Genomic DNA, 20,827 nt, shown 5'->3' on the forward strand with positions numbered 1-20,827 from the left:
CAGGGCTTTGTCTGGCTCCTCAACCTGGGCTCGAACCAGGGACCTACGGATTAACAGTCCGGCGCTCTACCGACTGAGCTATTGAGGAATGTCGGTGTGGCAGCCGCCCGGGGGCAACTGCCGGAATTTTTCTGGCTCCTCAACCTGGGCTCGAACCAGGGACCTACGGATTAACAGTCCGGCGCTCTACCGACTGAGCTATTGAGGAACAGAAGCAAAGATTATATACCAGCTTTTTTCATTTTTCCAGCCCTTGCCCGTTTTTTGCAGACCAACCCGCAAGCCCGTGCCACAAAAGAAAAATCCTGCCGAAGCAGGATTCCGCGAGGGCTCTGGCATGGCCTGCGCACAGGCCATGCAGCTCACCCATCAGCTCATGTGCAGACCACCGTTGCAGGCGAATTCGGCACCGGTGGTGAAACCGGAGTCCGGACCTGCCAGCCAGCTCACGATGGAGCCGATTTCCTCGGGCGTACCCAGGCGCTTGACCGGGATCGTGGCCACGATCTTTTCCAGCACGTCTTCACGGATGGCGCGCACCATGTCGGTACCGATGTAGCCCGGGCTCACGGTGTTGACCGTCACGCCCTTGTTGGCCAGTTCCTGGGCCAGGGCCATGGAGAAGCCGTGCATGCCGGCCTTGGCGGCCGAGTAGTTGGTCTGACCAGCCTGACCCTTGGCGCCGTTCACGGAAGAAATGTTGACGATGCGACCAAAACCACGCTCCACCATGTCCGGCACGACCTGCTTGGTCACGTTGAACATGGAGTTCAGGTTGGTCTCGATCACGGCCTTCCAGTCATCCGGCGTCATCTTGATGAACATGCGGTCACGCGTGATGCCGGCGTTGTTCACCAGCACGTCGATCGGGCCGTGCTCTTCCTTGGCCTTGCCAAAGGCTTCGACGGTGGAATCCCAGTCACCCACGTTGCCCACGGAGGCATAGAAGGTGTAACCCTCGGCCTTTTGCTCGTCCAGCCACTTCTGGAAGTCACGGGTCGGGCCGCAACCTGCAATGACCTTGAAACCATCCTTGTGCAGGCGCTGGCAGATCGCGGTACCGATGCCACCCATGCCACCTGTCACATATGCCACTTTTTGAGTCATTGTCGTCTCCTCTTGTTGATGCTCATCTTCAGTGTAAGAGCCCGGCCGGGACTGTCCTGGCCGGACTAGGTAAAACTCCTGCTGCCAGAAACCCTGACATCAGACCACGGAGGCCTTGGCCTTCACGTAGCGGCCGGGTGCCGGCTCGATTTCCTTGTGCTGGGTGCTGCCGTAGCGCTTGGGCGCTGCCACCATGGCACCACCCTGCTGCGCCAGCCAGCCGGCCCAGTCCGGCCACCAGCTGCCCGTGTGCTCTTCGGAGCCGGCGATCCAGTCGTTGACATCTGCCGGCAGGGCGGCTTCGTTGGTCCAGTAGCTGCGCTTCTTCTTGGCCGGCGGGTTGATCACGCCGGCAATGTGGCCGGAAGCCCCCATCACGAAACGCTTCTCGCCCGGCAGTACCTGGGTGGAGGCGTAGGCACCCTCGATCGGCACGATGTGGTCCTCGCGCGAACCGTAGATGTAGACCGGGATGTCGATCTTGCCCAGATCCAGCTTCTGGCCGCAGACTTCCAGGCGGTTCGGCTTGATCAGGTTGTTTTCCAGGTACATGTTGCGCAGGTACCAGGAATACATCGGGCCAGGCAGGTTGGTGGAATCGCAGTTCCAGTACAGCAGGTCGAACGGCGGCGGGGTTTCACCCTTCAGGTAGTTGCCCACCACGTAGTTCCACACCAGGTCGTTGGGGCGCAGGAAGCTGAAGGTGGTCGACAGGTCGTTGGCCGGCATCAGGCCGCCCTGGCCAAACTGCATTTCGCGCATGCGCACGAAGGCTTCGTCGATGAACAGGTCCAGCACGCCGGTGTCGGTGAAGTCCATCAGCGTGGTCAGGAAGGTGGCGCTGTTGGCCAGCTTCTCGCCACGGCCGGCCAGCACGGCCAGCGCGTTGCTCAGGATGGTGCCGCCGACACAGAAGCCCAGCACGTTCAGATCCGGCTTCTTGGTGATGTCCAGCACCGTCTTCATGGCCGTGATGGCACCCTTCTCGACGTAATCGTCCCAGGTGACCTGGGCCAGCGAGGCGTCGGGGTTGCGCCAGCTCACCATGTAGGCGCGATGGCCCTGCTCCAGCACGTAGCGCACCAGCGAGTTGGCAGGCTGCAGGTCCATGATGTAGAACTTGTTGATGCAGGGCGGGATGAACAGGAAGGGGCGCTCATGCACCTTCTCGGTCAACGGCTTGTACTCGATCAGCTGGAACAGCTCGTTCTCGAACACCACGGCACCTTCGGTGGTGGCGACGTTGGTGCCGACCTCGAACTTGCTCTCGTCGGTCATGGAGACATGGCCCTGGCGCATGTCGTGCAGCATGTTCTGCATGCCCTTGGCAATGCTCTCGCCCTTGGTCTCGATGGCCTTTTTCTGGGCATCGGGGTTGAAGGCCAGGAAGTTGCTCGGGGCGGCAGCGGCAGCCCACTGCTCGACGGCAAAGTTGACGCGCGCCTTGGTCTTGGCATCGGCCTGCATGGCGTCGGCCATGCCCATCAGCATGCGGGTGTTGATCAGGTGCAGCGCGGCGGCAAAGCCGGACACCGGCTGGCGCTGCCATTCCTCGCTGGCAAAGCGGCGGTCGGTAGCGATGGTGGGCGGCACCATGCCCTGCAGCCACAGCTGGGACAGCTCCTGGGCATAGGTCTGCTGCAGCTGCTGCAGCTTGGTGGTATCGAAAGTGACCTGCGGGCCATTGGGCAGCGTCGGCACCATCTGCTGGAACATGCCCATCATTTCAGTAGCCGGCATGGGAGCGCCAAAGCCTCCGCTCTGCATGGCCTTGCCATATTGCTGCATGGCATTGGTCCACATGGCCTGCATGGGCGCGGCAACGGACTCCCAGGGGTTCTTGGGGGTTTGGCTCATCAGCTTGTCTCCTTGCATCGTTGTAGTGAAATCACCTCTGCATGATAACGGGCATGCAGGGTGTGTACTGGTATGAAAACCCTGTTTGTTCGGGCAACCAATTCACCATCATCCTAAGTCATTTTTTTGACAATATGAAGGCAATCTGCCGATGTCACACTGCGGAGAACGGGCATCCGTCGCGGATCCAGACCATGGCCGCCATGCGCCCGGTACGCGCCTGGCGCCGGTACGAGAAAAACCGCTGTTCCTGGCTGTAGGTACACCACGGCAAACCACCATCATTGCCATGGATGGCACCTATGCCCATGGCCTGCAGCCGCTGGCGTGCCAGCAGCGGCAAATTGGCCAGCCACTTGCCTTCGCGAGCGCCCGGCTGGAACGCGGCGGTCGCTGCCGCAGCATGACGGACAAAGGTGGCACGTACCTCGCTGCCCACCTCGAACGCCGTCGGACCGATGCACGGCCCGAGCCAGGCCAGCCAGTCGCTGCCGGCATCCTGCCCCCTGCCCTGTGCGACCAGCGTCTGCCGCATGCGGGCATGCAGTTGTTCGATCACGCCATCGGCCAGTCCGCGCCAGCCGGCATGCGCCGCGCCGACAATGGGGAAGCGGCGGTGCGCCAGCAGCACCGGCAGACAATCCGCCACCATCACGGTACAGCCGATGCCTGGCTGCTGCGTGAAACAGGCATCGGCCTGCGGCGCACAGCCCTGCACCTGTCCGGCATCGACCACCTGCACGCCATGCACCTGCTGCAGAAAACCCGGCTCCACACCGCTGCACTGTGCCAGCAGGGCACGGTTGTATGCCACGGCGGCAGCATCGTCCTGCACATGGTCACCCAGATTGAAGCTGTCAAATGGCGGCCGCGACACGCCGCCGGCACGGGTGGTAAACAGCGCACCCACCCAGGGCGGTGCCGGCCAGTCGGGAACGATCCAGTCACGGGACATATCGGTATTCATGCAAGCACTCCAGCGGATAAGCATGGCAGAACGCTGCCATCGGTACATCATGGTAAATTGGCAGGCATTCGCGCGCATGGTCGCGTGCCATTTTTACAGTCTGACGTGTTTACACCTACCTGCCAGCCTCCCCGCACCGAGCACTCCTTCTGCCGCCACTGCGGTACGCGCACCGACATGCGTGTCCCCGAAGGCGATGGCAGCGAACGTGCCGTCTGCCCGTCCTGCGGCACCATCCACTACGTCAACCCGCTGGTGGTGGTAGGCACGATTCCGGTACTGGGCGACAAGGTGCTGCTGTGCAAGCGCAATATCGAGCCGCGCTTTGGCAAGTGGACACTGCCGGCCGGCTTCATGGAACTGGGCGAAACCACGGCCCAGGGCGCTGCCCGCGAAACACGCGAAGAATCCGGTGCCAGTTTTGACATGGGTCCGCTGTTTGCCGTGATGAACGTGCCCGCAGCCAGCCAGGTGCACCTGTTCTACCTGTGCACACTGCAGCATGACCAGTTCGATCCCGGTATCGAGACACAGGAAGCACGCCTGTTTGCCGAAGACGAGATTCCCTGGGAAGAACTCTCCTTCCTGACCGTGCAGCACGCGCTGCAGGCGTTTTTTGCCGACCGCATACGCGGCCATTTCCTGGTACACACCGGCGATATCAGCGGCCGCGATTTCGTGCGCGATCACCCCGGGGCATGAAAAAACGTCCTGCCGCTTCCGGCAGGACGTCCGACAGATTCAGACAGGCGTTCAGCGCGTCGGCACCTGGCCGGCAATCGCCTCGGCCCAGCGCTGCGCCACCGCCGAATCACGCGCCTCGACCATCACGCGCAGTACCGGTTCGGTACCACTGGCACGGATCAGCACCCGGCCATCCTGACCCAGGGCCTGTTCGGCTTCGGCGATCGCCTGCTGCAACGCCTGGCTGCCCTGCCAGTCGGTGCCGGCCTCCATGCGCACGTTGATCATGGTCTGCGGGAACAGGCTGGCATCGGCCAGCATCTCGGCCATGCTGCTGCCACTGCGCACCACGGCGTTCAGCACCTGCAGCGCACTGACCAGGCCATCGCCAGTGCTGTGCTTGTCCAGTACCAGAATGTGGCCGGAGCTCTCGCCACCAATCAGCCAGCCATTTTTCTGCAGCTGTTCCAGCACATAGCGGTCGCCCACCTTGGCACGTATCAGCTCGATGCCCTTGGCGCGCAATGCGGTCTCGATGGCCATATTGGTCATCAGCGTGCCCACCACGCCCGGTACCGGCTGGTACTGCGCCAGGCGATCCATGGCCAGCAGGTAGACCAGCTCGTCGCCGTTGTACAGGCGACCGGAGGCATCGACCATCTGCAGACGGTCGGCATCGCCATCGAGCGCCACACCGTAGTCGGCCCCATGTTCGCGCACGGCGGCCACCAGCGCATCGGGATGGGTCGCTCCCACGCCCTGGTTGATGTTGACGCCATCCGGCTCGCAGCCAATGGAGATCACCTGTGCTCCCAGCTCGTGGAACACCATGGGCGCGATCTGATAGGCCGCACCATGCGCAGCATCGACCACGATCTTCAGCTCACGCAGGCTCAGGGCATAGTCGAAACTGCTCTTGCAGAACTCCACATAGCGGCCGACCGCATCCTTGAGACGCCAGGTACGACCCAGCTGCTCGGACGGCATGCACAGCATGGGCTCATCCATGCCCTGCTCCACCTCCAGCTCCCAGGCATCGGACAACTTGGCCCCCTTGTAGCTGAAGAACTTGATGCCGTTGTCGGCAAAGGCGTTGTGGCTGGCACTGATCACCACGCCAAGCGAGGCCCGCTGGGCGCGTGTCAGGTAAGCCACGGCCGGCGTGGGTACCGGCCCCAGCAGCACCACGTCCACGCCAGCAGCATTGAAACCCGATTCCAGCGCGCTTTCCAGCATGTAGCCGGAGATGCGCGTATCCTTGCCGATGATCACTGTGGGACGCTCGTCGCTGCGCTTGAGCACGCGACCCACGGCATTCGCCAGCCGCATCACGAAATCCGGTGTCAGCGGATATTGCCCGACCGGGCCACGGATGCCATCGGTTCCAAAATACTTGCGTTTGCCACTCATGCTGTCACTGACCTTGTTCTTGCCTGTTGCAGGCGATCTTTTGATATTAACTGATTCTGGTGAGGGCCCGGTGGTAGCAGATCACGCCCGCTGCCTCAGGATTCGGTGCGGTGCATGGCCTCCCACACGGCCAGCGCCTGGCGCGTGGCCGCCACATCGTGCACGCGCACGATGCGCGCACCGCGCTCTACCGCCAGCACATGGGCACTCACACTGGCCAGGCTGCGCTCGTGCGCCAGCAGATCGGACTTGTAGCTCACATCCATCACGCCGGGTGGCAGCGCCTCCAGCACCGCGCCCAGACTGGACTTGCGCGACCAGCCTGCCAGCACGGCATGACCACCCCGCATCAGCTCGCGCTGGTGCGCCAGCAGCGCCAGGTTCTGCGGCACGGTCTTGCCAAAGCCGATACCCGGATCCAGCACGATGCGGTCCTTGGTGACACCCAGGCTGCGCAGCACGTGCGAGCGCTGCTCCAGGAAGGCACGCACTTCCTGCACCGTATCCAGCAGGCTGCCCTGCATCGGCTGCACCTGCATGCTTTGCGGATCGCGGTGCATGTGCATCAGGCAGACGCCACAGCTCGGGTGACGTGCCACCACCTGCTCGCCATCCAGCCCGTCCGGGCCGGAGCGCCAGCGCAGCGCCCAGATGTCGTTGATGATGGACGCGCCGGCATCCAGCACCGCCTGCATCACTTCCGGCTTGTAGGTATCGACCGAGAGTGGCACCTTGTAGGCCGTGGCGGCCTTGACCACCGGCAGCACGCGCGCCAACTCCTCCTCCAGCGGCACCGCCGGTGAACCCGGACGCGTGGATTCGCCACCAATATCGAGAATGCTGGCACCCTGGTACAGCAGCTGCTCGGCGTGCAACAGTGCACTGCGCGTATCGGCATGATGACCGCCATCCGAAAACGAATCCGGCGTGACGTTAACGATGCCCATGATGTGCGGACGTTGCAGGTCCAGCACGTAGTCACCAGCTTGCCACAGGGTCTGTTCGGTCATGCAAATCTCCAGTCTCTTCAGAAAACAAAACAGCGGAGCACCAGGCTCCGCTGCAGCAATCACGCCGGCGTGATCAGGTCGGGTTGGACGCCGGCGGCGGCTTGACCTCGGGCGCCGGGGCAGCCGGCGGCGTGGCCGTGGCCGGTGCCGTACCACCACCCGCATCGCCATCCCCCTTGGTTGGGGTACGCGGCGCCCAGTCCTTGGGCGGCTGCGGCTCGCGGCCTTCCATGATGGCGTCCAGCTGCTCGCTGTCAATGGTTTCCCAGTCCAGCAGCGCCTTGGCCATGGCGTGCATCTTGTCGGCGTTTTCCTCGATCAGCTGACGCGCCAGGGCGTACTGCTCGTCGATGATGCGGCGGACTTCCTCGTCCACCCGGCGCATGGTTTCCTCGCTCATGTTGGTGGTCTTGGTCACACTGCGGCCCAGGAACACCTCGCCCTCGTTCTCGGCATAGACCATCGGGCCCAGTGCCTCGCTCATGCCGTAACGCATCACCATGTCACGCGCAATCTGCGTGGCCCGCTCGAAGTCATTGCTGGCGCCGGTGGTCATCTGGTTCATGAACACTTCTTCCGCGATACGACCGCCAAACAGCATGCTGATCTGGTTCAGCATGAACTCCTTGTCGTAGCTGTAGCGGTCCTTCTCGGGCAGGCTCATGGTCACGCCCAGCGCACGACCGCGCGGGATGATGGTGACCTTGTGCACCGGATCGCACTTGGGCAGCAGGCGACCGATCAGGGCGTGGCCGGACTCGTGGTAGGCCGTGTTGCGGCGTTCTTCCTCGGGCATGACCATGCTCTTGCGCTCGGGGCCCATGATGATCTTGTCCTTGGCCTTCTCGAAGTCCTGCATTTCCACCAGGCGCGCATTGCGGCGTGCCGCCATCAGGGCCGCCTCGTTGCACAGGTTGGCCAGGTCGGCACCGGACATGCCGGGCGTGCTGCGCGCGATGATGGCCGGATTCACGTCCGGACCCACCGGGATCTTGCGCATGTGCACGTTCAGGATCTGCTCGCGGCCACGGATGTCGGGCAGCGTCACGTACACCTGGCGGTCGAAACGGCCAGGGCGCAGCAGCGCGGCATCCAGGATGTCCGGGCGGTTGGTGGCAGCCACCACGATCACGCCCAGGTTGGTCTCGAAACCGTCCATCTCGACCAGCAGCTGGTTCAGCGTCTGCTCGCGCTCGTCATTGCCACCGCCCAGGCCGGCACCGCGCTGGCGACCGACAGCGTCGATCTCGTCGATGAAAATGATGCAGGGCGCGTTCTTCTTGGCGTTCTCGAACATGTCGCGCACACGGGCGGCACCCACGCCGACGAACATTTCCACGAAATCGGAGCCGGAGATGCTGAAGAACGGCACCTTGGCCTCGCCGGCAATGGACTTGGCCAGCAGCGTCTTGCCGGTACCGGGCGGGCCGACCAGCAGCAGGCCACGCGGAATGCGGCCGCCGAGCTTCTGGAACTTCTGCGGGTCACGCAGGTAGTCCACCACTTCCTTGACCTCTTCCTTGGCCTCGTCGCAGCCGGCAACATCGGCAAAGGTCACGGTGTTGTTGTTTTCATCGAGCATGCGCGCCTTGGACTTGCCAAAGCTGAAGGCGCCGCCCTTGCCTCCACCCTGCATCTGGCGCATGAAATAGACCCAGACGCCAATCAGCAGCAGCATGGGGCCCCAGCTGATCAGCAGGCTGCCCAGCAGCGAGCCTTCCTCGCGCTGCTTGATGTCGAACTTGACGCCGTTGTTCAGCAGGTCACCCACCAGACCGCGGTCCAGATAGGTGGCCGTGGTGCGGATGCGACGGTCATCGGTGGTGACCGCCATGATCTCGGTGGACCCGTTGCTGCCTTCCTGGATGGTGGCGCTCTTGATCTTGCGGTTCTGCACGTCCGCAATGAATTCGGAATAGGCCACCGTGCTGCCCGGCCCCGTTGCACCTGTCTCGAACTGTTTGAAGACGGTGAAGAGCACCATGGCTACCACGAACCATACTGCGACTTTTGATAGCAATTGCCTGTTCAAGCCTTACTCCATGACATTCCATGGCATGCAGAAGGCATGCCGATTTCCTCATATGGGGTCATTTTAGGTGTTTCAAGGCGCGCACAGGTCAGCAATTTGTGTCCACCCATGCCGGATACACGGGTATGGCGCAGGGAATCAGTCCTGCAGCGGCTGCTTCAGGCGCATGCCGACAATGAAGGTCTCGGACGATTTGTCGCGCGATGCCTTGGGCTTGACCGGCTTGACCACGTGGAAGGTTTCCTTGAACAGCTTGACCAGCTGACTGTAGCCGCTGCCGTGAAACACCTTGGTCACCAGCGCGCCCTCGGGCTTGAGGTGACGCAGCGAAAAATCGATGGCCAGTTCGATCAGGTGCGCCACGCGCGCCGCATCGGCCGATTCCACGCCGGACAGGTTGGGCGCCATGTCGGACACCACCACATCGGCCTGGCGTCCCTGCAGCTTTTCCTCCAGCTGCGCCAGCACCTCGTCCTCGCGGAAATCCCCCTGCAGGAATTCGACCCCCTCGATCGGCTGCATGGGAAGCAGGTCCAGTGCGATAATCCTGCCATTGAGCTCACCGACCGCCGCTCCGTCCGGAGACAGCTTGCGCCGTACATACTGGCTCCAGGCTCCCGGCGCGGATCCCAGATCGACCACCAGGTCGCCCGGGCGGATCAGGTGCAGCGTCTCGTCGATTTCCTTGAGCTTGTAGGCTGCGCGCGCACGATACCCCTCCCGCTGCGCCAGCTTGACGTACGGATCGTTGATATGGTCATGCAGCCATGACTTGTTGACTTTCTTGCTTTTGGTTTTGAATTTCATGTTTGCCGCCTGCATACTGCAGACACTCCCCTTTCAGGAATCATAGTCCAATGCCCCAGATTGTATTGACCACGCAGCAGCGCAAGGTCCATCGCGCGGAAGCCCATCACCTCTCTCCGGTCGTGATGATCGGTGCCGACGGCCTGTCGGCCGCCGTGCTGCGCGAAGCCGATGCCGCCCTCAACGCCCACGGCCTGATCAAGATCCGCGTGCTCGGCGACGACCGCGATGCACGCGAACAGATGTACCAGCAGATCGCCGACGAGCTCAACGCGGCCCCGATCCAGCACATCGGCAAGCTGTTCGTGCTCTGGCGCCCGATCCCCGAGAAGGAGCGCGAGATCGACGAGGACCGCATGCCCGGCCCGCGTGACATCAAGGTGATCAAGAACAGCCGCCGAGGCGGCCAGCGTCCCCAGGTCCGCACGGTGCGCGTGCTCGGCAACGAGCGCCTCACCTCCGGCGGCATCATCAAGCGCGCCAAGAAACGCCAGGTCTCGCCCAAGAAACGCCAGGGAGACTGAGACTGATGAGCAGCAGCGACCGCATCATCCTGTGCATGAAATGGGGTACCAAGTATGGCCCCGAGTACATCAACCGTCTGTATGCCATGGTGCGCCGCCACCTGACGGGCGATTTCCGCATGGTCTGCCTGACCGATGACAGCCAGGGCATCCGCGCGGAAGTCGAATGCTACCCGATTCCGCCACTGGAGCTGCCACCCGGCATCCCGGAGCGCGGCTGGAACAAGCTGACCACCTTCACGCGCGACCTGCACGGTCTGCAGGGCACCGCCCTGTTCCTGGATGTGGACGTGGTGATCACCGGCCCGCTGGACGATTTCTTCACCTATCCCGGCGATTTTGTCATCATCCATGACTACAAGCGTCCCTGGCGCATCACCGGCAACTCGTCCGTCTACCGCTTCCAGATCGGCGCCTACCCGGAAATCCTGGACAAGTTCCGCAAGGAGTTTGCCAGCATCCGCGAGCAGTTCCGCAACGAGCAGGCCTACCTGTCGGATGAAATACACAAGCTGGGCAAGCTGAGCTACTGGCCGAAAGCATGGTGCCCGAGCTTCAAGTACCACTGCATTCCGGCCTGGCCCACCAACTTCTGGAAACCGCCTTTCGTGCCCAGGGATGCGCGCATCGTGATCTTCCACGGTGAATGCAACCCGCCAGATGCCCTGGCCGGTCGCCGCAACCGCCGTTTCCGCCATATCGAGCCAGCCACCTGGGTGGCCGAACACTGGCGCGAATAAACCGCGCCAGCAGCATGTCAAAAGCCGGCAAGTTGCCGGCTTTCGCTGTTCATGGGTACGCGCGGAAGTCGCTTATTCGGACGCGCCTTCTTCCTCACTCTCCGGGTTGCGGCTCACCTTGTTGAACCAGCCGGAACCCCAGATGCCGACCTCGTAGAGCAGGCACATGGGAATCGCCAGCGCCAGCTGCGACAGCACATCGGGCGGGGTGACAATCGCTGCCACGATAAAGGCGATGACGATGAAGTAGCCCCGGAAGGACTTGAGTTGCACCACTGTCACCATGCCAAAGCGCACCAGCAGCATCACCACGATCGGCACCTGGAAGGCCAGCGCAAATGCCAGGTAGAGCGACAGGATCGCCTGCACGTAGGAGGCCACGTCGGGCGTGGCCGCCACCGAATCCGGCGTGAAATGCTGGATGAAGTTGAACATCTTGTCCAGCACGAAGAACTGCACGAAAGCGATGCCGGCATAGGCCAGCAGGCTGCCGAAAATGATCAGCGGAAACGCGAATTTCTTCTCGTGGTGGTACAGACCAGGCGCCACAAAGGCCCAGGCCTGGTACATCAGCCACGGTAGCGCCGCCAGCACGGCCACCATCATCAGCACCTTGAGCGGCACGAAGAACGGCGAGAACACGTCGACCGCAATCAGGCGCGAATCGGGCGGCATGTGGGCACGAATCGGCTGCGCAATGAAGTTCAGCAGACCGTCCGGACCGGGATAGAACGCCAGCACCAGAGCCACTGCCGCCACCCCGTACAGCATGTACAGGATACGGTCACGCAGCTCGATCAGATGCTCGACGAAGGGCTGCTCGCTGCCTGCGAGCTCGTCCTGCTTGTTGTCCTCAGCCATGGTTCCTGTTCAGATCGGAAAGATTGCCGTTGCCGGACAGGCCGGACAGCGGGGGCGCATCAGAAGCGCTTTTTGGGACGATGACGCGCCACGCGTGCCGCCGCCGACTGGATATGGGTGCGAACCCCTTGCTGCTGCTTGTACCAGACGGGCGTGGTTCCACGCTTGACGCGCCAGTTCTTGCGCGGATGGCGGTACGAGGCAGCAGGACGGGGAGAGTAGCCGGTATGGCCGCCTTCGGCAGACGCATAACTGTCATCGGACTGGAACACCGAGCCGGAGCCGGCAGGACTGCCGGAGGCGGTCTCTGCCGTGCTGCCGGTACTGCTGCCGTAACCGCCTTCGAGGTCGGACTGCACGCTGCGGCCGGTTTCGTGGACGCTGCGCTCGACATCGCGCGCCGCTCCCTCGACCGTGTCCTTCATCTTGCGCAGCTCGTCCAGCTCCATGCTGCGGCTGACCTCGGCCTTGACGTCACTCACGTAACGCTGCGCCTTGCCCAGCAGCGTACCGACGGTACGCGCCACGCGCGGCAGCTTTTCCGGCCCGATGACGACCAGCGCCACCACGCCAATCAGTGCCAGCTTGGAAATGCCGAGATCAATCACGTTGGCCTGCTCCTGTTACCGTCAGCGGCATCAGGACTTGTTCTTGGCTTCGACGTCGATGGTGTTGGCCTGGTCGGCCGTCTTGCTGGCCGTGACCTGCTGCTGGGCAGCGGCATCGGCAGACGCCTCGCCTTCCTTCATGCCGTCCTTGAAACCCTTGACGGCACCGCCCAGATCCTGGCCGATGTTCTTCAGCTTCTTGGTGCCGAATACCAGGACCACGATCAGCAGCACGATCAGCCAGTGCCAGATGGACAGAGAACCCATGTTGAACTCCTTGATGTGTGTTCAGTTCAGAAAAATGATTGTAATGTGCGGCGCAGCAAGGCAGATCGCCCGGGCTCAGCCTTTTTTCCACGGTCGCGGACCGCCGATCACATGCACGTGCAGATGGTGCACTTCCTGGCCGCCCTGTTCGCCGGTGTTGATCACCACGCGGAAACCGCCTTCGGGATACGGCTCGCAGCCCTGCTCCATGGCCAGCTTCGGGGCCAGCGTCATGATCTTGCCCATCAGCGCGGCATCAGCCTCGGTGAGCGCCGCCATCGACGTGATGTGGCGCTTGGGGATAATCAGGAAATGCACGGGCGCCCACGGGTTGATGTCATGGAAGGCGAAGATGTCTTCGTCCTCGTACACCTTGTTCGAGGGAATCTGCCCTGCGGCAATCTTGCAGAAAATGCAGTCGTCTTGCATGCTCATGTCCGGGTGGTACTACACAGAATCTGGTGATTATCACCCGGAACCGTGACACGTGGCTGACACTGCTGCGTCATGCACCTACCGGGCGGTTGTCATTCATGCGGGCCATGCCGCGCACGATGCGGTACAGGAACCAGACCGAGACAACGCCCCAGGCCAGGTAGCCGGGCACGATCAGCAACAGGAACAGCGGGCTGGTGACCACATACCAGAAGGTGGCCCAGAGCACCGAGCGGATGCGCCAGCTGAAGTGGCTTTCCTGCCAGGTACCCTGCGCATCTCCGCGCTTGACCAGATCAATCACGAAAGCGATGATCAGCACCGCCACCCCGACCTGGAAGCCGGGAATGACAGCGGCCAGAGCCACCGTCAGGTGCAACAGGTAGCTGACCCAGCCCACGGCCTTCAGGTTGCGTGCGCGGGCGTCCTGTTCGGGGCCCTGCGGAAAAGCCGGCGGCTGTGTCCGCGGCTGGGTTTCGCGGGCTTTCACGTCGATCACATCATTCATGGCAACTCCTTGTCGTGGACAGTGGGTGGCTCGGAGTCAGTCTGCCGGTCGGCTCGCCTTCTCTGTAATGCCACTGATCCCTTCACGGCGCGCAAGTTCCGCCGTAATGTCTTCCGGGCGCAAGCCGTAGTGCGCGAGCGCGATCATGCTGTGGAACCACAGATCGGCAATTTCGTACACCAGCTTGGCCTTGTCGGCACCGGCATCCACGTCCTTGGCCGCCATCACGGTTTCGGTGGCTTCCTCGCCAATCTTCTTGAGGAAAGCGTCCGGCCCCTTGTGCAGCAGTTTCGCCACATAGCTGGTTTCGGGATTGCCGCCGCGTGCCGGCAGGCGCGTTTCCAGCGTGTCGGCGACACGGGCGAGGATATCTTGCGTGTTGAAGGTCATGCGCATTACTTGTAGATGGTGTCCGGGTCTTTCAAGACCGGATCGACGGCCTGCCAGCCACCGTTTTGCAAGCTTTGGTAAAAACAGCTGTGGCGACCGGTGTGGCAGGCAATGCCGGGTTCGTGGCCGAGCTGGGTGATTTTCAGCAGCACCACATCGTTGTCGCAGTCGAGGCGGATATCGTGCACGGTCTGCACATGGCCGCTTTCCTCGCCCTTGAACCAGAGCTTGTTGCGCGAACGGCTGAAATAGACGGCACGACCCAGTTCGGCAGTCTTCTGCAGCGCTTCGCGGTTCATCCAGGCGAACATCATCACATCGCCGGTGGCCGCTTCCTGGGCAATGACCGGCACCAGGCCGTTGGCATCCCAGCGAATGGCATCAAGCCAGTCAGGCATTGTCGTCATGGGGTCTCCTTACAGGCGCACCGGAATGCCGCGTGCAGCCATGTGCTGCTTGGCCTGCAGCACGGTGTATTCGCCATAGTGGAAGATACTGGCAGCCAGCACGGCATCCGCACCGCCCTGCTGCACGCCATCGGCCAGATGGTCGAGGTTGCCGACGCCGCCGGAAGCGATCACCGGCACCGGAATCGCATCGCTGACGGCTCGCGTCAGCTCCAGGTCGAAGCCGCTCCTGGTGCCGTCCTTGTCCATGCTGGTGAGCAGGATCTCGCCAGCACCGTAGTCGGCCATCCTGCGTGCCCATTGCAGCACGTCCAGGCCGGTGTTCTTGCGCCCGCCGTGGCTGTAGACGTCCCAGCCCTCGCCCCGTGCGGCAATGTCTTCGGCAGCCACGCGGCGCTTGGCGTCGATCGCCACCACGATGCACTGCGAACCATAGCGGCCGGAGGCCTCGCGGATCACCTCCGGATTGGCAATGGCGGCCGAGTTGAAGCTGGTCTTGTCGGCACCGGCATTGAGCAGGCGACGCACGTCGTCCACGCTGCGCACGCCCCCCCCCACGGTCAGCGGAATGAACACCTGGCTGGCGACCGCCTCGATGATGGGCAGGATCATGTCCCGCGCATCGCTGGTGGCGGTGATGTCCAGGAAGGTGAGTTCGTCCGCGCCCTGCTCGTTGTAGCGGGCGGCGATCTCGACCGGGTCACCGGCATCGCGCAGTTCGACAAAATTGACGCCCTTGACCACGCGGCCACCGGTAACGTCGAGACAGGGAATGATTCGTTTGGCTAGCATGGTCCCGATTGTAAGGGCTGACCCGACAGCAAGCCCTGCGCCGGGGTCGGGTAACGCAGCACCAGCCCCAGCTCCTGCTTCAGGCGGGTGTTGTCGAGTTGGCGCGATTCCAGCATGAAGCTCAGCAGCGTCGGCGAAAGCTGGGTGCGCGCCTGTTCCAGGCTGATGCGCGGCGGGCGCGGCAGACCGTACAGGTCGGCGGCCAGATCGAAATAGTCTCCCATTTTCAACCGCGCATCGTCGTTCACGTGGACGATGCGCTGCGGCCGTCCGCGCCACAGCGCCAGCCAGCAGGCGCGCGCCAGGTCATCGGCATGAATGTGGTTGCTGTAGCTGTCATCCTGCGGCTGCAAGGCCGGTGTGCCGCGCAGCAGGCGTTCGCGCGGCGTGCCCTGCGCGCGGTCGGGCGCATAGATGCCGGGAACGCGCAGAATGCTGATGGCAGGCTGCCCCAGGCGTTGGCGGCCCCAGTCACGCAAGGTCTGCTCGGCATGCACGCGACGCTGCGCACGCCCGGTCGCGGGAGCCAGGGCAGCAGTTTCACGCAGCAAGGCCCCCTGGCGGTTGCCGTAGACACCGCTGGTACTGCCATACACCAGCTGCAGGGGGGATCGGCCACGCCGCAAGGCCTGCACCAGCGCGTGCGTGCGCACATCCCGCGCCCCGCCATCGGCCCCCGGTGGTGCCAGATGCAGCACGCGCTGTGCCAGTCCGGCCAGCCGGCGCAGGGTACACGGCTGATCGAGGTTGCCGGCCAGCACCGTCAGCCCTTGCGCGCGCAAGGCATTCAGCCGATCTGGCTGGCTGCTCAGGGCCAGCAGCTGCACTCCACGACGCGCCACGCGCTGCAGCACGACACGGCTGCCGACATCGCCACAGCCCACAATCAGCAGACGCTGCCGTCGGAATCGGGCTGGCAGCGCACGCGGGCGGACAAGTGAAGCCGGTCGGGCAAGGGACAGGGGCATGGCAAGATGGATAACAGACGGGAACCCACCCTAATGTAACAGCCCCAGACCCTGCCCCTGTCAGGGATCGGCAAGATGCAGGACAATAAGGAATTGCGGCCTGTGCAGCAGGCCACCCCGTTCACCCAGTTTTTGCAGGAGATCACCCCCCATGGGATACCAGGTCCATATCCAGCCCAGTGGCCGCCAGTTCGAGGTTCTGGACGGCGAAACCGTGCTCGATGCCGGCATCCGTCTGGCCATCGGCCTGCCCTACGGCTGCAAGGATGGTGCCTGCGGATCCTGCAAATGCAAGAAGATCAGTGGCGAAGTCACACATCGCCCCTACCAGGCCAAGGCCATGTCGGACGAGGAGCTGGCCGCCGGCATGGTGCTGGCCTGCCGCGCCGAGCCGCAGTCCGACCTGGTACTGGAATCACGCCAGGTGACTGCTGCCGGTGCGTTCCCGGTGCGCAAGATGCCGGCGCGCGTGATGGGCCTGACGCGCCTGGCCGATGACGTGATGCAGATCAGCCTGCAGCTGCCGGCCAACGCGCCGCTGCAATACCATGCCGGCCAGTACATCGATATCCTGCTGGCGGATGGCCAGCGCCGCAGCTACTCCATGGCCACGGCGCCGCAGGACGTCGATGCGGCACAGCCACGCGTAGACCTGCATCTACGCCACATGCCCGGCGGCAAGTTCACCGACCATGTGTTCGCCAGCATGAAGGAAAAGGAAATCCTGCGCATCGAGGGGCCGTTCGGCAGCTTCCACCTGCGCGAGGATGCCGGCCAGGGGCCGCTGCTGTTCCTGGCCTCCGGCACCGGATTTGCCCCCATCAAGGCGATGCTGGAGCACATGGAGCACACCGGCAGCCAACGCCATGCCGTTCTCTATTGGGGTGCGCGTCGCCCGGCCAACATCTACATGCACGACTGGATCACGGAATACTGCACACGCCACCCACAGGTGCGCTATGTGCCGGTGATTTCCGATGCCCTGCCGGAAGATGGCTGGACCGGTCTGTCGGGTCTGGCCCTGGATGTGATGCTGCAGGAACATCCTGACATGCGCGATATGCAGCTGTATGCCTGCGGCGCACCGGCCATGGTGGAAGCGGCACAACAGCGCGCCGTAGCGGATCACCAGCTGCCAGCGGAGCACTTCTTTGCCGATGCCTTCACCTCGCTGAAGGACAAGATCGAGCCGCAAGCCTGAGCCGAAGCGGCTGCTGCCGTCAGCCGCAGAACTCCACCAGCCGCAGACGATTACCGTCAGGATCCTGCACACGCAAGACGCGCAAGGCATTGATCTTGCCGGTATACAGCACGGGTCCCGCGGAGTCGGCCCAGCCTTCACGCTGCAGGTGGGCACGGATGCCCTCGACCGGTTGTTGCACCAGGAAGTAGAACTCCTGGAAGCCGGCCTGCTCTGCGTCAGCCGCTGCGTTGGCAGCAGCACGCCTGGTCAGCGGGGGCCTGACCTCCATCAGCTCAATGCTGCCGGTTCTCAAGCGGAAGACAAAACGCTCACCCGGCACAGCCTGTGCCACCCGTACATCCAATTCCAAGCTGGCAATGCGCTTGAGCAGTAGTACCCGGGTATAAAAATCCAGGCACTTCAGTGGCCTGGTACTGACAATGTGCGTTTCCAGCATGCTTGGATTGTTGCCGGAAACAATGAGCTACACGGATTGTCCCATCTGCGTTGTAGCAAAAACCCTGAGAACGTGTGACATATTCCCAGCCAGCAGGCTCACTCGCCCAAATAAGCCGCCCGCACACGCGGATCCGCCAGCATGGAGCCGGCTTCTCCCTGCATGGTCATGACGCCGGACTCCATCACGTAGCCACGATCGGCAATCGATAGCGCCCGACTGGCGTTCTGCTCCACCAGCAGCAGAGTCATGCCGCGCTGGTGCACGTCCTGCACCACCTCGAAAATCTTGTCCACCATGATGGGCGACAAGCCCATGGACGGCTCATCCAGCAACAGCAGCCGCGGCCGCGCCATCAGCCCGCGCGCCATGGCCAGCATCTGCTGCTCACCGCCGGACATGGTGCCGGCGAGCTGGCTACGGCGTTCCTGCAGGCGCGGGAACAGCTGCAGCATGCGCTCCAGATCCTCTGCCACGGCGGCCTTGTCCTTGCGCAGGAAAGCGCCCATCTGCAGGTTCTCGATGATGGTCATGCGCGTGAAAATGCCGCGCCCCTCCGGAATCATCACCAGGCCTTCGCGCGCAATATCCCAGGCGCCCTTGCCGCGAATACTCTTGCCGAGAAACTGGATATCACCGTTGCGCACCGGCTGCAGCCCGGTGATCGCCTTCATGGTGGTGGTCTTGCCGGCACCATTGGAGCCGATCAGCGAGACCAGTTCGCCTTCCCTCACCTCCAGATCGATGCCCTTGACCGCATTGATGCCGCCGTAGGCCACTTCCAAGCCGCTGATTTTCAACAGGGTGTTGCTCATGCTGTCTGCCTCAATGCTGTCCGGTGCCCAGATAGGCCTCGATCACTTTCTCGTCCTTCTGCACCTCGGCTGGCGTCCCCTGGGCGATCACCTTGCCATAGTCCAGCACGGTCACGCGGTCGCACAGGCCCATCACCAGCTTCACATCGTGTTCGATCAGCAGAATCGTGCGGCTGTCCTGGCGGATACGGTCGATCAGCTCGCGCAGCTGCACTTTCTCTGTGGCGTTCATGCCGGCAGCAGGCTCATCCAGTGCGATCAGTTGCGGGTCGGTTGCCAGCGCACGGGCAATTTCCAGGCGGCGCTGGTCGCCATAGCTCAGGGTGCGCGCACGGAAATCGGCATACTGGCCGATACCGACATAGTCGAGCAGCTCCTGGGCACGGGCGCGGATGGCTGCCTCCTCCGCCAGGAAGGAGCGCGTCTGGAAAATCGCCCCCAGTACGCCGGAGTGGGTGCGCACATGGCGCCCCACCATGACGTTTTCGAGTGCCGTCATTTCGGCAAACAGGCGGATGTTCTGGAAGGTACGGGCGATGCCGGCCTGTGCCACCTTGTGCACTGCCGTGGGCTCATAACGCTGGCCGGCCAGCTCGAAGCTGCCGCTGTCCGGCGTGTAGAGGCCGGTGATCACGTTGAAGAAAGTCGTCTTGCCCGCGCCGTTGGGGCCAATCAGTCCGTAGACCTGGCCTTGTTCGATATGCAGATTGACATCGCTCAGCGCCTGCAGGCCACCAAAGCGCTTGGACACATCGCGGACTTCGAGAATGGTCGTGCTCATGCTGTGCGCCTCAGGGGTTGACGCTGTCCTGGCGGACCGTGGTGGTACCGGGAACGGCATCGGCGGGCGAATCCACACCGGGCGGATTCTGCTGGGCCGTGACGGGCTGTGCCTTGCTGGCAACCCCCTTGCGGCTGCCGGCCTTGCCATGTTCGGGAGACGGCCAGAGACCACGTGGACGCAGCAGCATCACCGAGATCATGGCCAGCGCAATCAGCAGCTGACGCAGGATGGCCGGGTCCAGCCGGCCATCGGTCATGGCCTGCAGCGGGTGCGCCACATAGCGCAGCACCTCGGGCAGCGCCGACAACAGCACCGCGCCCAGGATCACGCCCGGCAGGTGGCCCAGACCGCCCAGCACGACCATCGCCACGATCATGATGGATTCCATCAGGCTGAACGACTCGGGCGAGACAAAGCCCTGGAAGCTGGCAAACATGGCCCCGGAAATACCGCCAAAAGTGGCCCCCATGCCGAAAGCCAGCAGCTTCAGGTTGCGCGTGTTCAAGCCCATGGCCTGCGCCGCCGTCTGGTCTTCGCGGATCGCCATCCAGGCGCGACCGATGCGCGAATCCTGCAGGCGATAGCAGACCACCACCGTCAGCACCACCAGGATCAGGAACAGGTAGTAGTACAGGCTGACCGAGGACACGGTAAAGCCGCCAATATCGAGCGAACGCGACAGCGGGTGGCCGGCCACGGTCACCGGATCGATCTGGCCGATGCCCTTGGGGCCGTTAGTGATGTTGACCGGCGCGTCCAGGTTGTTCATGAAAATGCGGATGATCTCGCCAAAGCCCAGCGTGACAATCGCCAGATAGTCGCCACGCAGCTTGAGCAGCGGGTAGCCGAGCAGCACGCCGACAATGCCAGCCAGTGCCGCCGCCAGTGGAATCACCGCCCAGAGTGGCAAGTGCAGGCCTCCGGGAAAAGTGGCCGCCAACTGCGGGAAGGTACCCAACAGATGGGGCGATGCCAGCAGCGCGAACAGGTAGGCCCCGACGGCATAAAACGCCACATAACCCAGATCCAGCAGGCCGGCGTAACCGACCACGATGTTCAGGCCCAGTGCCAGCATGATGTACAGCAGCGCCAGATCGGCGATGCGCACCCAGGCATTGCCGAACTGCTGCAGTACCAGCGGCAGCACCAGCAGCCCGATGGCGGCCAGCAGGAAGACGAACAGCTTGCTCTTGCTTGATGTCATGGTGTTCTCC

24 protein-coding genes and 2 tRNA genes are annotated in these 20,827 nt (G+C 63.1%); 4 read left to right on the plus strand and 22 right to left on the minus strand.

Going from position 1 to position 20,827, the window contains the following annotated elements:
• Positions 1-12 precede the first annotated feature (12 nt).
• From C513_RS0100770 to pgeF, 5 genes are all read right to left on the minus strand, one after another.
• Positions 13-88: transfer RNA gene (locus C513_RS0100770), tRNA-Asn, on the minus strand.
• A 44-nt stretch (positions 89-132) separates the two neighbouring features.
• Positions 133-208, minus strand: a tRNA-Asn gene (locus tag C513_RS0100775).
• A gap of 161 nt (positions 209-369) precedes the next feature.
• Entirely contained in the window at positions 370-1,107 is a 738-nt protein-coding gene (gene phbB, locus C513_RS0100780) for an acetoacetyl-CoA reductase (RefSeq protein ID WP_026320396.1), read from the minus strand.
• Positions 1,108-1,206: 99 nt separating this feature from the next.
• Positions 1,207-2,964 (minus strand): PHA/PHB synthase family protein, encoded by a 1,758-nt coding sequence (locus C513_RS0100785; RefSeq protein ID WP_018714118.1) that lies wholly within the window; start codon positions 2,962-2,964, stop codon positions 1,207-1,209.
• 154 nt (positions 2,965-3,118) lie between these two features.
• Entirely contained in the window at positions 3,119-3,931 is an 813-nt protein-coding gene (gene pgeF, locus C513_RS0100790) for a peptidoglycan editing factor PgeF (RefSeq protein ID WP_018714119.1), read from the minus strand.
• Positions 3,932-4,036: 105 nt separating this feature from the next.
• Here pgeF and C513_RS14220 point away from each other — a divergent pair, with 105 nt between their 5' ends.
• Positions 4,037-4,633 (plus strand): NUDIX hydrolase, encoded by a 597-nt coding sequence (locus tag C513_RS14220; RefSeq protein WP_076342687.1) that lies wholly within the window; start codon positions 4,037-4,039, stop codon positions 4,631-4,633.
• 51 nt (positions 4,634-4,684) lie between these two features.
• Here C513_RS14220 and glmM read toward each other — a convergent pair whose 3' ends face one another.
• From glmM to C513_RS0100815, 4 genes are all read right to left on the minus strand, one after another.
• Positions 4,685-6,025 (minus strand): phosphoglucosamine mutase, encoded by a 1,341-nt coding sequence (gene glmM / locus C513_RS0100800; RefSeq protein WP_018714121.1) that lies wholly within the window; start codon positions 6,023-6,025, stop codon positions 4,685-4,687.
• A gap of 95 nt (positions 6,026-6,120) precedes the next feature.
• A complete protein-coding gene (gene folP, locus C513_RS0100805; protein WP_018714122.1) occupies positions 6,121-7,035 on the minus strand; it encodes a dihydropteroate synthase in 915 nt (304 codons plus the stop codon).
• Positions 7,036-7,108: 73 nt separating this feature from the next.
• The gene (ftsH, locus tag C513_RS12340) at positions 7,109-9,067 is read right to left on the minus strand and encodes an ATP-dependent zinc metalloprotease FtsH (protein ID WP_051084361.1); all 1,959 of its coding nucleotides are present in this window, start codon (positions 9,065-9,067) and stop codon (positions 7,109-7,111) included.
• Between the two features lie 138 nt (positions 9,068-9,205).
• Entirely contained in the window at positions 9,206-9,874 is a 669-nt protein-coding gene (locus tag C513_RS0100815) for an RlmE family RNA methyltransferase (protein WP_018714124.1), read from the minus strand.
• A 50-nt stretch (positions 9,875-9,924) separates the two neighbouring features.
• Here C513_RS0100815 and C513_RS0100820 point away from each other — a divergent pair, with 50 nt between their 5' ends.
• On the plus strand, positions 9,925-10,398 hold the full coding sequence (locus C513_RS0100820) for a YhbY family RNA-binding protein (RefSeq protein WP_018714125.1): 474 nt from the start codon (positions 9,925-9,927) through the stop codon (positions 10,396-10,398).
• A gap of 5 nt (positions 10,399-10,403) precedes the next feature.
• On the plus strand, positions 10,404-11,138 hold the full coding sequence (locus tag C513_RS0100825) for a hypothetical protein (protein ID WP_018714126.1): 735 nt from the start codon (positions 10,404-10,406) through the stop codon (positions 11,136-11,138).
• Between the two features lie 72 nt (positions 11,139-11,210).
• On the opposite strand, the gene tatC is transcribed toward C513_RS0100825, so the two are convergent.
• From tatC to C513_RS0100870, 9 genes are all read right to left on the minus strand, one after another.
• Entirely contained in the window at positions 11,211-11,999 is a 789-nt protein-coding gene (gene tatC, locus C513_RS0100830; RefSeq protein WP_018714127.1) for a twin-arginine translocase subunit TatC, read from the minus strand.
• Positions 12,000-12,058: 59 nt separating this feature from the next.
• Positions 12,059-12,607, minus strand: coding sequence for a Sec-independent protein translocase protein TatB (gene tatB / locus C513_RS0100835; protein WP_018714128.1), 549 nt, complete (start codon positions 12,605-12,607; stop codon positions 12,059-12,061).
• 30 nt (positions 12,608-12,637) lie between these two features.
• A complete protein-coding gene (tatA, locus tag C513_RS0100840) occupies positions 12,638-12,874 on the minus strand; it encodes a Sec-independent protein translocase subunit TatA (protein WP_018714129.1) in 237 nt (78 codons plus the stop codon).
• 75 nt (positions 12,875-12,949) lie between these two features.
• Positions 12,950-13,309 (minus strand): histidine triad nucleotide-binding protein, encoded by a 360-nt coding sequence (locus tag C513_RS0100845; RefSeq protein ID WP_026320398.1) that lies wholly within the window; start codon positions 13,307-13,309, stop codon positions 12,950-12,952.
• A 70-nt stretch (positions 13,310-13,379) separates the two neighbouring features.
• Positions 13,380-13,817: a DUF4870 family protein gene (locus C513_RS0100850; RefSeq protein WP_018714131.1), complete on the minus strand. Its 438-nt coding sequence runs from the start codon at positions 13,815-13,817 to the stop codon at positions 13,380-13,382.
• Positions 13,818-13,853: 36 nt separating this feature from the next.
• Positions 13,854-14,213, minus strand: a complete 360-nt coding sequence (locus tag C513_RS0100855) for a phosphoribosyl-ATP diphosphatase (protein ID WP_018714132.1) — start codon at positions 14,211-14,213, stop codon at positions 13,854-13,856.
• Positions 14,213-14,614, minus strand: coding sequence for a phosphoribosyl-AMP cyclohydrolase (gene hisI, locus C513_RS0100860; protein ID WP_026320399.1), 402 nt, complete (start codon positions 14,612-14,614; stop codon positions 14,213-14,215). Before hisI ends, C513_RS0100855 begins: the two co-directional genes overlap by 1 nt.
• Before the next feature lie 9 nt (positions 14,615-14,623).
• Positions 14,624-15,406 (minus strand): imidazole glycerol phosphate synthase subunit HisF, encoded by a 783-nt coding sequence (hisF, locus tag C513_RS0100865; RefSeq protein WP_026320400.1) that lies wholly within the window; start codon positions 15,404-15,406, stop codon positions 14,624-14,626.
• Positions 15,400-16,374, minus strand: a complete 975-nt coding sequence (locus tag C513_RS0100870) for an NAD-dependent epimerase/dehydratase family protein (RefSeq protein ID WP_051084362.1) — start codon at positions 16,372-16,374, stop codon at positions 15,400-15,402. Before C513_RS0100870 ends, hisF begins: the two co-directional genes overlap by 7 nt.
• A gap of 151 nt (positions 16,375-16,525) precedes the next feature.
• Here C513_RS0100870 and C513_RS0100875 point away from each other — a divergent pair, with 151 nt between their 5' ends.
• Positions 16,526-17,575 (plus strand): CDP-6-deoxy-delta-3,4-glucoseen reductase, encoded by a 1,050-nt coding sequence (locus C513_RS0100875; protein WP_018714136.1) that lies wholly within the window; start codon positions 16,526-16,528, stop codon positions 17,573-17,575.
• A gap of 19 nt (positions 17,576-17,594) precedes the next feature.
• On the opposite strand, the gene C513_RS12345 is transcribed toward C513_RS0100875, so the two are convergent.
• From C513_RS12345 to C513_RS0100895, 4 genes are all read right to left on the minus strand, one after another.
• Positions 17,595-18,014 (minus strand): VOC family protein, encoded by a 420-nt coding sequence (locus C513_RS12345; RefSeq protein ID WP_018714137.1) that lies wholly within the window; start codon positions 18,012-18,014, stop codon positions 17,595-17,597.
• A 98-nt stretch (positions 18,015-18,112) separates the two neighbouring features.
• Positions 18,113-18,829 (minus strand): ABC transporter ATP-binding protein, encoded by a 717-nt coding sequence (locus tag C513_RS0100885; RefSeq protein ID WP_018714138.1) that lies wholly within the window; start codon positions 18,827-18,829, stop codon positions 18,113-18,115.
• Positions 18,830-18,839: 10 nt separating this feature from the next.
• Complete coding sequence (locus C513_RS0100890) at positions 18,840-19,610, minus strand: ABC transporter ATP-binding protein (RefSeq protein ID WP_018714139.1); 771 nt, start codon at positions 19,608-19,610, stop codon at positions 18,840-18,842.
• Between the two features lie 10 nt (positions 19,611-19,620).
• Positions 19,621-20,817 carry an ABC transporter permease subunit gene (locus C513_RS0100895; RefSeq protein ID WP_018714140.1) on the minus strand — a complete coding sequence of 399 codons (1,197 nt, stop codon included), beginning with the start codon at positions 20,815-20,817 and terminating at the stop codon, positions 19,621-19,623.
• Positions 20,818-20,827: the final 10 nt, after the last annotated feature.

The organism is Allobrachymonas chironomi DSM 19884, assembly GCF_000374625.1.
Lineage (GTDB): Bacteria > Pseudomonadota > Gammaproteobacteria > Burkholderiales > Burkholderiaceae_C > Brachymonas > Brachymonas chironomi.

Excerpts from the sequence above, each read along its gene's own strand:
- C513_RS0100850 (WP_018714131.1), bottom strand. The coding sequence starts at position 13,817 with ATGAATGATGTGATCGACGTGAAAGCCCGCGAAACCCAGCCGCGGACA.
- folP (WP_018714122.1), bottom strand. The coding sequence starts at position 7,035 with ATGACCGAACAGACCCTGTGGCAAGCTGGTGACTACGTGCTGGACCTG.
- C513_RS0100825 (WP_018714126.1), top strand. The coding sequence starts at position 10,404 with ATGAGCAGCAGCGACCGCATCATCCTGTGCATGAAATGGGGTACCAAG.
- C513_RS0100875 (WP_018714136.1), top strand. The coding sequence starts at position 16,526 with ATGGGATACCAGGTCCATATCCAGCCCAGTGGCCGCCAGTTCGAGGTT.
- C513_RS12345 (WP_018714137.1), bottom strand. The coding sequence starts at position 18,014 with ATGCTGGAAACGCACATTGTCAGTACCAGGCCACTGAAGTGCCTGGAT.
- C513_RS0100820 (WP_018714125.1), top strand. The coding sequence starts at position 9,925 with ATGCCCCAGATTGTATTGACCACGCAGCAGCGCAAGGTCCATCGCGCG.
- pgeF (WP_018714119.1), bottom strand. The coding sequence starts at position 3,931 with ATGAATACCGATATGTCCCGTGACTGGATCGTTCCCGACTGGCCGGCA.
- phbB (WP_026320396.1), bottom strand. The coding sequence starts at position 1,107 with ATGACTCAAAAAGTGGCATATGTGACAGGTGGCATGGGTGGCATCGGT.
- C513_RS0100815 (WP_018714124.1), bottom strand. The coding sequence starts at position 9,874 with ATGAAATTCAAAACCAAAAGCAAGAAAGTCAACAAGTCATGGCTGCAT.
- hisF (WP_026320400.1), bottom strand. The coding sequence starts at position 15,406 with ATGCTAGCCAAACGAATCATTCCCTGTCTCGACGTTACCGGTGGCCGC.
- C513_RS0100845 (WP_026320398.1), bottom strand. The coding sequence starts at position 13,309 with ATGAGCATGCAAGACGACTGCATTTTCTGCAAGATTGCCGCAGGGCAG.
- C513_RS0100895 (WP_018714140.1), bottom strand. The coding sequence starts at position 20,817 with ATGACATCAAGCAAGAGCAAGCTGTTCGTCTTCCTGCTGGCCGCCATC.
- hisI (WP_026320399.1), bottom strand. The coding sequence starts at position 14,614 with ATGACGACAATGCCTGACTGGCTTGATGCCATTCGCTGGGATGCCAAC.
- C513_RS0100870 (WP_051084362.1), bottom strand. The coding sequence starts at position 16,374 with ATGCCCCTGTCCCTTGCCCGACCGGCTTCACTTGTCCGCCCGCGTGCG.
- glmM (WP_018714121.1), bottom strand. The coding sequence starts at position 6,025 with ATGAGTGGCAAACGCAAGTATTTTGGAACCGATGGCATCCGTGGCCCG.
- tatA (WP_018714129.1), bottom strand. The coding sequence starts at position 12,874 with ATGGGTTCTCTGTCCATCTGGCACTGGCTGATCGTGCTGCTGATCGTG.
- C513_RS0100890 (WP_018714139.1), bottom strand. The coding sequence starts at position 19,610 with ATGAGCACGACCATTCTCGAAGTCCGCGATGTGTCCAAGCGCTTTGGT.
- tatC (WP_018714127.1), bottom strand. The coding sequence starts at position 11,999 with ATGGCTGAGGACAACAAGCAGGACGAGCTCGCAGGCAGCGAGCAGCCC.
- C513_RS0100885 (WP_018714138.1), bottom strand. The coding sequence starts at position 18,829 with ATGAGCAACACCCTGTTGAAAATCAGCGGCTTGGAAGTGGCCTACGGC.
- C513_RS0100855 (WP_018714132.1), bottom strand. The coding sequence starts at position 14,213 with ATGCGCATGACCTTCAACACGCAAGATATCCTCGCCCGTGTCGCCGAC.
- C513_RS0100785 (WP_018714118.1), bottom strand. The coding sequence starts at position 2,964 with ATGAGCCAAACCCCCAAGAACCCCTGGGAGTCCGTTGCCGCGCCCATG.